The sequence below is a fragment of the Calothrix sp. UHCC 0171 genome, assembly GCF_034931845.1.
GTDB lineage: Bacteria > Cyanobacteriota > Cyanobacteriia > Cyanobacteriales > Nostocaceae > Brunnivagina.
The window spans coordinates 26,020-37,465 of the sequence record NZ_JAYGHN010000043.1 but is presented as its reverse complement, the minus strand read 5'-3'; the positions used below and the strand labels follow the sequence as shown (position 1 = coordinate 37,465).

Here is an 11,446-nt window from a genome sequence, read left to right as displayed (position 1 = left end):
GGTAATGCCTTTCGCTTATCTGCGGATAAGATACAGGTGACAAATGTATCCATTACAGAAGATTGTCAGGCAACTGCTAGGATTTTGCGATCGCATTTTAATTCTTGGCTACAGTGTGAATCTTTTCGTTCTTTGCGAGAAAAGTTACTCGAATATCTTTCTCTCACTGATGAAATTAGGGTCATTTTACAAACAGAAAATAGTCTCATTCAACGTTTGCCTTGGCACGCTTGGGATTTGTTGGAACGCTACGACAAAGCCGAAATAGCCCTCGCATCCCCCAGCTATGAACGCAGCGAAAGATTACGTATTCCCAATTATCAAGTCAAAATTTTAGCCATAGTTGGTAACAGTCAAGGTATCGACACTCAAGCCGATAAATCACTGTTGGAAAATTTACCCAATGCCGATGTCACATTCCTAGTCGAACCGCAACGGCAGCAATTAAATGACCATCTTTGGGAAAATAATTGGGATATCCTCTTTTTTGCCGGACATAGTTCCAGTCACAACGGTGAAAGTGGATGTATCTATCTGAATCAAACAGATAGTCTTAACATGGCAGAATTGCGGTACGCACTGCGAAAAGCCGTTGAAAATGGTCTACATTTAGCAATTTTAAACTCATGTGATGGTTTAGGGTTAGCACAGGAACTTACAGGTTTACAAATACCCGAAATCATCTTCATGCGTGAACCTGTTCCCGACAAGGTTGCCAGCGAATTTCTCAAATATTTTCTCAGTGCATTTGCCAATAGTGAATCCGCCTGGAAAGAGAATGAAAACTCACAGAGCGGCAAAAGATTTTTTCCCGCCGTGCGTCAAGCTAGAGAAAGATTGCAAGGACTCGAAGATAAATTTCCTTGCGCCACATGGCTACCAATGATTTGCCTCAATAATCCTGCCCAAATCCCCCTGACTTGGCAGCAATTATATAATTCCGATACAGAAAATCAAAATCATCGTCAATATCCAACACTTTTGCCAGAAGTACATCTAACTGCCAATAATCCCCAAACAAACTCTACCTCGCTATTTAACTCAAAAAAAATACAAAATAAAGTATTACTCGCAATAATTTCCAGCATTTTAATTGCCCTGCTAGTATGCGGTTTACGGTTGCTAGGATTATTTGAAGGGGCAGAACTGAAAAGCTTCGATCAAATGATGCGATCGCGAATGCTAATTGTTCCGGAAGCGGCTGATAATAATATTGTAGTAGTAGCGATCGATGATGCTGACTTGGCAGAACAACGTCGTCAAGGTGAATCCTTAAAAGGAACTTCGATATCCGATAAATCCCTGAATTTACTATTAAAAAAATTACAAAAATATCAAGCCAGTGTCATTGGTTTAGATATTTATCGCGACTTCAAAGCCGAAAATCCAGAATTAATTCAGCGTCTGCAACAAACTCCAAATTTAGTCGCTGTTTGTAAAGGTAGTTATGCTGGTAGCAACAGTAATGGGATTGCACCACCACCGGAAATACCCACCGAAAACATTGAAGAACGTTTGGGATTTAGCGATTTTATTCGGGACAAAGATGGTGTAGTCCGTCGTCAACTACTGTTTATGCGGCAAGATGCCAACTCCCTATGCACCCCACATTTTTCCCTCAGCTTACAATTAGCCTTTCACTATTTTCAATCACAAAACATTAAACAAGCCGAAATAGTCAATAACCAACTCCGCATCGACAAAACCAGCTTCAATCTCCTCACCTCCCGTACAGGTGGCTATCAAAATATCGATGCTAGCGGTGGGCAAATATTACTCAACTGGCGCGTTGCCAACACAATTGCCCAAAAAGTAAGATTGCGCGACGTTTTGACAGGACAAGTTAACCCCAGTGCCTTCAAAGACAAAATCGTGCTGATTGGTGTCACCGCCAAAGGAGACTTGCAAGATTATTTACCAACGCCCTACGGTACTGAACCAGATCAGCAATTACCAGGAGTATTAATTCATGCTCACATGCTCAGTCAAATCCTCAATGCTGTATTGAGCGATCGCCCTTTGTTAGGCACATGGACAGCTGGAGTGGAAATTATTTGGATTATATCTTGGTCATTAATAGGGGGAATATTAGCTTGGCAGTTATATCGGCAACATCGGTCATTAATCATTTCAATTACTACCTCTACAGGAATACTCTATATTATTAGTCTAGGTATGTTGATATCGGGCTATTGGATACCATTTGTTCCCAGTACAATTTCGTTAATTAGTGCAGCAGTTGTGGTAGGAGTTGGAAATCGGGATTAGGGAATTAGGAAAACAGAAAATAGGTTGAAAACAAAATAACTTGTCAGAGAGCATTTATAAAGTAAATATTCAGGATAGTCGCGCAGGGAGAAATCCGGATTTCTCATCCAAAAGTCAGATGATGCTCGATACTTAAATCCAAGAAAGCGGGTTTCTTTGGTCTTAAGATTTACTTTATACATAACTTGTAATTAGTACAACTCTATGACAAGAGTGACAATTACATCGTCAATATCCTATTTCTGATTACCAAGCATCTATTCAATCAGGAGTTATATGAAAATATTTTTAAACGTCCCCAATTTAATTTTAATAACCGCGATCGCTTGTGGGAACTTACTTAGTCAGACAAGTGAATTACAAGCAAAACAGACACCTACTAATCCCAGCTTTTCTCAGCTTTTACTACCACAATTATTTCGCGATGCCCTGGTACCTAGAGAAACAGAAAAACCACAGGAAACCAAAACCCCAGCAAATTCTCAAAAACCTACTACCAACAAAGTTACTAATCCTAAAAAAATAAATTTTATTCGACCAAAACTGCCACCAGGAAATGCACCCGGAGGTCGTCGTACAGGTGGTGGTAGACGCGATAATTGTCCTGATGTTAACCCTAAACTGACTGCATTGGTTCCTGTTAGTGAAGAAACTAACAACATTACCAATGTCTGGGGTTTAACTAGTGTCGAACGTCCCACATTCTGGTTTTATCTCCCTTATACAAAAAGTTCTCAATACCCCACCGAATTTATTCTTCAAGATAGTGAAGGGGAAACCATACATCAAAAGAATATCCCTCTACCAGAACAGCCAGGAATTATTAATATTAGCCTTCCCAATACAGTTCCAGCTTTAACAGTTGGTAAAGAATATCGCTGGTTTTTGAAAGTATATTGTCATGAAGAAAAAGAATCACCACCTGTCTACGTTGAAGGTGTTGTGAGTCGAGTCAATCTCAACCCCAGAGTGAACCAAAAAATAAGTACAGCTACGCCTTATCAGCAAGCAGTAATCTATGCCGAAAATGGGATATGGCATCAAGCTTTAACAATATTAATAGAACTGAAACAAAATAGCCCCAAAGATGAAATAGTACATGATAATTTAGCAAGTTTACTCAGTGAAATTGGTTTAAGTGAAATGATAGATAAACCAATAGTTATTGTGGGAAAACCGGGACAATCTTAGCTCAATTGCATCAAAAATTCAGAATTTCAGCTTGATGCTCAAATTACATTTAGTACATTGAGCTTTCTAGCTCGTGCGAGTATATGTAAAAAATCAGCTATCCAAAGAGATATTTGTTTTGTGAAAATTTGTGACAAAAATAGGGATAGTCACAGGTGAAACTTTAGCAATTATCTTGTCAAACTTATTACTTTAGAGAGGGGTAATTGTACATACAAATTGGATATAAGGGAAAAATAAGAAAATTTTTAGTCACAGTAATGGTTCGGTAACTATGAACGGCACAAAAGCTAATCTGAGAAATGAGATAAAACAACTTGCAGAAACAGCTTTTCACAACAAATTAATTTCTGGTTATGGTGATGGAGCAGATATTAACGAATACCAAATTGTCTATCAGGGTAAACCTAGACATCTTCCCCTCGATAGAGCCTATAGATTTTTGACAGCACTATTAAATCGTCATTTGAGATTGCGATCGCCTGAATAATAGTTCTTGTAGGAAAAGGTAGATCACAAATACTTTTTCCTTTTTTATCTCTGTCGAAGTGGTGAAGATATATCCTCAGAATGAGGCTACGAATACCACGAATTAGTCAATAATATATTATCAACTAGGATTATCTATCTAATTTGGCAAACTTGTTTTTTAAATCTGCATAGAAGCCTAATTTTAGGAAAGTAACAACACGAGAAAATTTGTATTGTCAAATTTCACGATGATAATTTTTTGACAGTCATAACCCATCGTTCAACCTAGCCGATAGGCATCTACCTATTGGTGGTTTTTTGCACCGATAAATAATATGAATTAATATCAGGAGACATCACTGTGGAAAACGAAAGCCAACGCCAACTATTAATTATAGGTGGTGCAGAAGACAAAGAATATGATTATATTATCTTGCGGGAATTTGTTCGTCGTGCTGGAGGTACAAAAGCCCAGATTGTAATTATGACGGCAGCTACAGAATTACCCAGAGAAGTCGGAGAAAATTACATTCGCGTCTTTGAAAGGTTAGGTGCAGAATCTGTTCGTATTATTGACACCGAAAGCCGTGAGGATGCATCATCATCAACCGCACTAGCAGCAATCCATGAAGCTACAGGTATATTTTTTACAGGTGGCGATCAAGCACGAATTACAAGTATTCTTAAAGACACCGAATTAGACCGTGCAATTCACGAACGCTATGCAGAAGGCGTAATTATTGCTGGTACTAGTGCCGGCGCAGCAGTAATGCCAGATGTGATGATTGTTGAAGGCGAATCTCAAACAAATCCCCGCATTAATATTGTCGAACTTGGACCTGGTATGGGATTTTTACCTGGTGTCGTCATTGACCAACATTTCTCTCAACGTGGACGTTTAGGGCGTTTAATTTCCGCCTTAGCCCAGCAGCCAGCGATTCTCGGATTTGGTATAGATGAAAATACTGCCATGGTTGTAACTGGGAACCAGTTTGAGGTGATTGGTGAAGGCGTGATTACGGTAGTTGATGAATCTGAGTTGGTGCATAATAATGCCGATGAAATCTTGAGAGATGAGCCTTTAGCATTTTGTGGGGCAAAACTGCATATACTACCCCATGGCTATAAGTTTGATTTAAAAACCCACAAACCAATTCTCGATGGACGCTCTCTCGTGACTTCAGTGGAGAAATAACTATTCCTCCTGTCCTCAAAAAACTTCAGGGGCAAACTTGTTATTTCTGCCAGGTGGGAACAACATTATCTAGAGCCGGAATATTGCCGATCGCCCCTTCTAAGGAATACTACCCGAAAAAATTTAAGATGCGATCGCCCCCATTGCCAACGACAACAGCATACTCAAGCTCTCAGAAGATTTGCCAGCAATCGATTAAATTTACTAATAAATCCAACCTTGTTTCCCAATTCCCCATTCTCAATACACTGTGATAATATGAGAGACTGCTGCATTAGTTCAAAATCAAAACAGTCATGGCTCTGACGCAACAGCGAAAACAAGAGATAATTACACAGTATCAAGTTCACGAAACAGACACCGGGTCTGCGGACGTGCAAGTTGCAATGCTGACTGCGCGTATCAATCGTCTCAGTGAACACCTACAAGGCAACAAAAAAGACCATTCTTCCCGTCGTGGTTTGTTGAAATTAATCGGTCAACGCAAACGCCTTTTGTCTTATATTCAGGAAGAAAGCCGCGATCGCTATCAAGCATTGATTGCTCGTCTCGGTATCCGTGGATAAATTTCGTGGATCATAACTAACCACCTGCCTATGTCTGCCGAATCTGAACGCAACAATCTACCGTTTGAGCCGAAAGCTAAACAAAAGAAACCAGCAAAAGCCAAAACCCAACCAATAGTCAAGACGGAATCTTCCCAGAAGGAGTCTCAAAAACCTCCCTTCACTAAAGAAGAAATGGCAATACCAAAAGTAGTTAGCGATCGCATGATACGGCGAGTCGCTGGCTTCTCCGGTATTCCCACAGCATTGGGTATCTTTACCCTTGTTGCTAGTTACTTACTAGTGGCTTTTGCCGAAATCAAATTGCCCCCCATTGTCGTTTTGCTCCTGAATATGGGATTTTTCGGCTTGGGTGTATTGGGTATTACATACGGTGTTCTCTCCACCTCCTGGGATACAGACCGACCAGGGACTCTGTTCGGTTGGGGTGAATTTACTACCAACTGGGGACGAATGGTAGAAGGTTGGCGTGCAACTCGGCAAAAAAAAGTATAGTTTGGCATCCCCATACATCAATTAGATTGATATCTAGATGTTAGGTTAAATATTTCTCAGAATGTTGAAGCTTGAATTTAATCACTTCAACATTACTAATATTTAAATTAATATTTAAAAATAAAAATCTGTCATACCCAAATAATATCCACAAATAGTCAAGCGACTAAAAAGCCAGGTTACGTATAGCAACCTGGCTCTATATTGCCAAAATCAGAGAAATTTTTGAGGAAATATTCCTCTCAGGGTTTATCAGTCTCCATCTAGCTAAGTAGAACGGTGCAAAAAAACAGAAGTATGTAACGAAAAGTGAATTTGCCCAAAACTCTCTTCCCTCTTGCCTTCTGCCCTCTACCTCCTGCCTTTTCATAACGATAATTTTCAACACCGACTTACTTAAATCCATTCATTTCCAGCCAACTTAGCATTAAAAAAAATAAAGTAAATTTGAAAGCATTTTATTTTAAACTGTAATATGTTACATGTCTAAAGACATGTATCAAATAACTCAGGGCATAGTATTGCTGTTCCCAATGATAGTCTTTAACTTCACCGCAATTATTTTTAAGTTAAGCAAACCCTTAAAAGCGAGAAAGCATTAAAAATCAAAACTAAAATTATCAGGAAATTTACACATGATTGTAGTCATGAAAATTGGTTCCCCGGAAGCGGAAATTGATCGCATTAATGAGGAACTAACAACTTGGGGACTATCACCCGAAAAAATCGTTGGTAAACACAAAGTCGTCATCGGTTTAGTGGGAGAAACAGTCAGCCTAGACCCGTTACAAATCCAAGAAGTCAGCCCTTGGATAGAACAAGTATTACGAGTTGAACAACCTTACAAACGTGCTAGCCGTGAATACCGCCAGGGTGAAGCATCTGAAGTAGTTGTTAACACCCCCGACGGACCTGTCATCATCAGCGAACATCATCCAATATCTGTTGTTGCTGGACCATGCTCCGTCGAAAACGAAGAAATGATAGTCGAAACGGCAAAGCGCGTCAAAGCGGCAGGTGCAAAGTTTTTACGTGGTGGAGCCTACAAACCCCGAACTTCACCCTATGCATTCCAAGGACACGGAGAAAGTGCCCTAGAACTACTAGCAGCAGCCCGCGCCGCCAGTGGACTAGGTATTATTACTGAAGTAATGGATGCTGCCGACCTCGATGTCATTGCGGAAGTGGCTGATGTCATCCAAGTAGGGGCGCGCAACATGCAGAACTTTTCCCTACTCAAGAAAGTGGGGGCGCAGCCCAAGCCCGTACTATTGAAGCGAGGTATGGCTGCAACTATTGAAGATTGGTTGATGGCAGCCGAATATATATTGGCAGCAGGAAATCCGAATGTCATTTTATGTGAACGGGGAATTCGTACCTTCGATCGCCAATACACCCGTAACACCCTAGATATATCAGTTGTTCCCGTCTTGCGGAAACTGACCCACTTACCGATTATGATTGACCCCAGCCACGGTACTGGTTGGTCAGAATTTGTCCCATCAATGGCAATGGCATCAATTGCCGCAGGGTGTGACTCGCTCATGATCGAAGTTCACCCTAACCCGAAAAAAGCTTTATCAGATGGTCCCCAGTCCCTGACTCCCGAAGCCTTTGACCAACTAATGCAAGAACTGGCAGTCATTGGTAAAGCAGTCGGACGCTGGCAACCAGCAGTGGCGATCGCCGTTTAATGGCATAAATACATCAGAATAGGAACTTAGGTTAGAGACGTTACATGTAACGTCTCTAATTTTTTTCCCTTTTCGCAAATTACCTTCTTCTACTGCCAAAACTACCACTACTGCGGCGACTACTACTAGAACGTCCACCACTACCGAAACTACCGCCCGAATTTCGCCGTGAAGAACTCGAATTACCGGAAGGTTTTAAGGTACTGCTACCAAAACCTGAACCAGTCGCACGACTAGCGTTATTAACCCGTGGTTGATTTCTCACATTGGGATTATTCGGATAATTGCTACGTAAGTTTCCTGTAGTTCGGAATGCAGTGCGGTTGCGAACAGCCGCAGGAGGCTCATTATAACGGGTACGATAGCTCGAAATCGCATCATCGTAAGAGCGACCATAGCCACCATAACCAGTCATAATTCCACCAGGTTGATATACAGGAGGCACGTAATACTGGGGTCTAAATAATAGGCTACCAATTGCTTGACCTGCCACAGCACCAGCAAAAGGTGCCCAGAAACCATTTTGTTGACGAATAACAACGGTTTCCTGTTGACCAGTTTGGGGATTTGTCTTAGTTTCTGTAACGTTGTGAACGTATTCAATTTTGAAATCGGGTGTCAAATATAAAGACTGTTGCCCTTTCTCAACTTTTAGGTACGTTTTTTTGCCTTCCTTAACTTCATCATCGGTTAACCGAGCCATTTGTAAATTTTCGGTCGTAAAATTAGGTGGGTTACTGTTGAGCAAAAACAGCGTGTACGCACCATCGCCATCGTCATAGCTGGCTTGCTGTACCTCATATTGACCATCAGCTAATTTAGCCGTATTGGAGTTGGAATTTTGGCGAACGTTACTTGCCTGGGGTGTAGATTGTGAAGTTGTTTGATTTCCTCCACCACAACCAACCGCAGTTACGCACAAACTTAGCGACAACACAACGACTGTAAATTTACGCAAAATTTTCATGAACATATTCACTGTTATCCCATCTCCGAGCTTAACAACTTCTCTTATTTTTATGTGAGTTTGGTGAGTACGGACTACCCAACCACTTTATCAAAATCAAACGGAGAAACGGGGACACGACAGGGAAAAGTAGTTATTTTCCCAATTTTTCCCTAATCCGGGTTTTCATCTTCTTGTTTACAGGGGAATAAGTTCTGGGTAATGTTGTAACAATTGGTCATTTGTCAATTCATCACCCAACTGTGCAGGTGAGAAGTGAACTTGAATAGCCTTTAATTTATGTTTGTAATGTAAATTAATTAGGGCTTTCAAGCCTTCTTTTAATGCCTGGATATTCGACAAATCACTTTCCAGTTCGGGAATCTCCCCTGTAAATGCGGCTGTCAGCATGACAATGACATTACGGGTTACAGGTATAGACAAAGGTTGATTGGTATCATTCACAGAACCAGAACTAAAATCAGGTTCGCTGAGATAACGTTGGGCAGAATCGGTAAATAAATCATTCACATAATCTCCTGCCTCTCCCTCACTCCAAAATACATCACCTTCGTTAGCTGCGGATGTCCAATATTCGTCATATTGCAATAAGGTTTGGCAAACGTTAACTAAACCTTCTCCCAAAATTTCTAAATCACCATCAGCAGCGATCGCATCTCTGGCTGTAACATTTAAGGAGCCTAAAATGGGTGCAACATCCGCGCCTGCTAAGTGTATAAAGATGCGGCAGACTACGTAACGAGTCCTACCCATCATTTTATTCAATGAATCACGCATGATTATCCTCCGAAAAAATATTGAGTTAATGGTGATTGGGAAGGAGTGGAGACAAGGGAGAAATGAATTACTCTGTCCATACTCCAAAAACAGCTATTACAGCTATTAACTATTAATTATTAAACATTAAAATTAAACATTAACTATAAACGACAAGTGCATAGGTTTAATTAAATATCAAATCCGCATTAGTTCTTAACCAATAAAATGAAAACCTTTAATAAAATCAATCACTTTGCTGACGGAGAAAGGTGTAAATTTGATAACTTCATCGTAACTAGCATCAGTGACATCCGAACGATGCATTAGCCTTTTTCCAAAATTAGGATGCTCATAGATAATCAGATTGTGCGAACTAGAATTAGTCAAAATAGTTTGGGTTGGAGCTTGAAAAAAATTGAGCTTTGCGACCAATGCCAGGATTTTTTTCATCTGTTTAATTTTATCAGCATGTTCTAGTGCTTCTTCTAATAGTTGGTTAAATTTTTGAATGCGATGAAATGGGATAGAACCATCGTTAGATGTGTCCTCACTTTTCATCATTTCTACACTTACTAATAAGTTATTATGAGTATTTTTAGCATCTGTAAATGGTAGTATTCCAATACAAGCAGTGGGTAGCAAAGCCTCATCATTATCTAATCGAAAAGTAAACACCGTTCGCCGTCTGTCAATTTCTATACAGGGAGGTTGGATGAGTTGACGATACTGTTGAGCAATTTGGTAGTAAGCACCCGCAGCCGCGAAATTGGCTTCATGGTCGAGGGGTTTGTCTACAATGATGCGGATTGTCGGGGAAGTCGCATTAAAAAATTCATGTACGTCTTCTGGAGTGAAGTATTGAATAATTGATGAGTCTCCTGTCGGGCTGAGGTCAACCCATTCGCAGACAATACCATCGGTTTTTAACCCATATCTGGAGGTTGCGTATAGCTTTGCACCCGTCAATGTCGCACCTGTCAAATCTGCACCTACCCATTCGGCTTTGATAAACTTGGCTTGGGTGAGATTGGCATGTACTAAAGTTGTATTTGTTAAATTTGTGTTAGTTAAATTTGCTCCAGTTAGGTTTGCACCACTTAATTTTGCACCAGTTAAATCAGCCCAGCGCAGGTTAGCGCCAGTTAAATCAACCCAACGTAGGTTTGCACCGCTCAGATTTGCGCCGCTCAGGTTGGCGCGACTCAGGTTTGCTTGTCGAAGTTCGGCATCACGAAGGTTTGCACCACTTAAGTCTGTACGGGAAAGATCGGCATTGTTTAATATTGCTTGTTCGAGGTTAGCCCCTGTGAGTAATCCTCCTTTGAGGGTGGCTTCAGTCAGGTTTGCTTGGCGCAGGTTTGCTTGTCTGAGTGTTGCCTCCCGGAGGTCAGCATTTTTGAGGTTGGCTTGGATCAAGTCAGCGCGGCTTAAATCGGCACGGATTAATTCAGCGCGAATTAGAGTCGCTTTACGGAGTATGGCGCGACTGAGATCAGCACGAATTAAATTAGCAACATTGAGGCTAGCACCTTTGAGGTCAGCATGAATAAGGTGGGCACCACTGAGTCGGGCAACATTCAATTTGGTAAACCTCAAATTAGCATTATTGAGATTTGCGCCACTGAGGTTAACTACACTTAAATTGGCTTGACTGAGGTTAACGCCACTAAGTTTGGCACCGCTTAAATTGGCTTCCCCCAGATCAATACCGCTAAAGTCTCGTACTCCAAGAGTATATTTTTCTAAAAATTCCTCTGCTTTCATTGTCTGTGCTATCCCTGATTTGCCAATTGGAAAAACATCGGGAAAGGGGTAAGGAGAAAGGCAAAGTGAGTATTTT

10 protein-coding genes are annotated in these 11,446 nt (G+C 40.8%); 7 read left to right on the top strand and 3 right to left on the bottom strand.

What is annotated here, in order from left to right:
- The 7 genes from VB733_RS23345 to aroF form a co-directional block, all read left to right on the top strand.
- On the top strand, window positions 1-2,268 hold a 2,268-nt coding region (locus VB733_RS23345), incomplete at its 5' end, for a CHASE2 domain-containing protein (RefSeq protein ID WP_323342445.1).
- A gap of 276 nt (window positions 2,269-2,544) precedes the next feature.
- Window positions 2,545-3,459: a DUF928 domain-containing protein gene (locus VB733_RS23340; RefSeq protein ID WP_323342444.1), complete on the top strand. Its 915-nt coding sequence runs from the start codon at window positions 2,545-2,547 to the stop codon at window positions 3,457-3,459.
- Between the two features lie 274 nt (window positions 3,460-3,733).
- A complete protein-coding gene (locus tag VB733_RS23335) occupies window positions 3,734-3,949 on the top strand; it encodes a hypothetical protein (RefSeq protein ID WP_323342443.1) in 216 nt (71 codons plus the stop codon).
- 342 nt (window positions 3,950-4,291) lie between these two features.
- Window positions 4,292-5,125: a cyanophycinase gene (locus tag VB733_RS23330; protein WP_323342442.1), complete on the top strand. Its 834-nt coding sequence runs from the start codon at window positions 4,292-4,294 to the stop codon at window positions 5,123-5,125.
- A 296-nt stretch (window positions 5,126-5,421) separates the two neighbouring features.
- On the top strand, window positions 5,422-5,691 hold the full coding sequence (gene rpsO / locus VB733_RS23325; protein WP_323342441.1) for a 30S ribosomal protein S15: 270 nt from the start codon (window positions 5,422-5,424) through the stop codon (window positions 5,689-5,691).
- Between the two features lie 30 nt (window positions 5,692-5,721).
- Window positions 5,722-6,186: a PAM68 family protein gene (locus VB733_RS23320; protein WP_323342440.1), complete on the top strand. Its 465-nt coding sequence runs from the start codon at window positions 5,722-5,724 to the stop codon at window positions 6,184-6,186.
- Between the two features lie 635 nt (window positions 6,187-6,821).
- A complete protein-coding gene (aroF, locus tag VB733_RS23315; RefSeq protein WP_323342439.1) occupies window positions 6,822-7,880 on the top strand; it encodes a 3-deoxy-7-phosphoheptulonate synthase in 1,059 nt (352 codons plus the stop codon).
- 79 nt (window positions 7,881-7,959) lie between these two features.
- Here the strand turns inward: aroF and VB733_RS23310 are convergent, their stop codons facing one another.
- The 3 genes from VB733_RS23310 to VB733_RS23300 form a co-directional block, all read right to left on the bottom strand.
- Window positions 7,960-8,853: a hypothetical protein gene (locus tag VB733_RS23310; RefSeq protein ID WP_323342438.1), complete on the bottom strand. Its 894-nt coding sequence runs from the start codon at window positions 8,851-8,853 to the stop codon at window positions 7,960-7,962.
- Between the two features lie 171 nt (window positions 8,854-9,024).
- Window positions 9,025-9,624, bottom strand: coding sequence for a DUF1517 domain-containing protein (locus tag VB733_RS23305; RefSeq protein ID WP_323342437.1), 600 nt, complete (start codon window positions 9,622-9,624; stop codon window positions 9,025-9,027).
- 195 nt (window positions 9,625-9,819) lie between these two features.
- Window positions 9,820-11,370, bottom strand: coding sequence for a pentapeptide repeat-containing protein (locus tag VB733_RS23300; protein ID WP_323342436.1), 1,551 nt, complete (start codon window positions 11,368-11,370; stop codon window positions 9,820-9,822).
- Window positions 11,371-11,446 lie beyond the last annotated feature (76 nt).